This window comes from Shewanella sp. T24-MNA-CIBAN-0130 (assembly GCF_040310185.1).
In the GTDB taxonomy this organism is placed as follows: Bacteria; Pseudomonadota; Gammaproteobacteria; order Enterobacterales; family Shewanellaceae; genus Shewanella; species Shewanella psychromarinicola.
The window spans coordinates 1-289 of record NZ_JBEOPP010000227.1 but is presented as its reverse complement, the minus strand read 5'-3'; the positions used below and the strand labels follow the sequence as shown (position 1 = coordinate 289).

Annotated in this window: 1 protein-coding gene; it reads right to left on the bottom strand. The window is 30.4% G+C overall.

Annotation, left to right across the window (positions count from 1 at the left end; genetic code table 11):
* Positions 1-289: TorD/DmsD family molecular chaperone (locus AAEZ02_RS22170; RefSeq protein WP_351125161.1), on the bottom strand; the 289-nt coding region annotated here is incomplete at both ends.

Here is a 289-nt window from a genome sequence, read left to right as displayed (position 1 = left end):
AACCATGGCAATAAATGATTTTTCATTAATTCAACTATACTATCAAGATTATAGTCAATGCCAGCTCTCTCAAATAGCACAGATAAAACACTAAATAAAATACCTATATGATCTAGTGGCTCATTAACTTCCAGCTCCACTGATACATTATTTTTTCTGCAAAACTCTTTGAATTTCATAGAGGACTCTCCAAACATAAGATTATCTTTGTCTGTATATACAGAACCCCATGGATATGCTAATTTTTTTTCGCTTCCTATAAATAATCTAAAAAAGTCTGATTTAACAG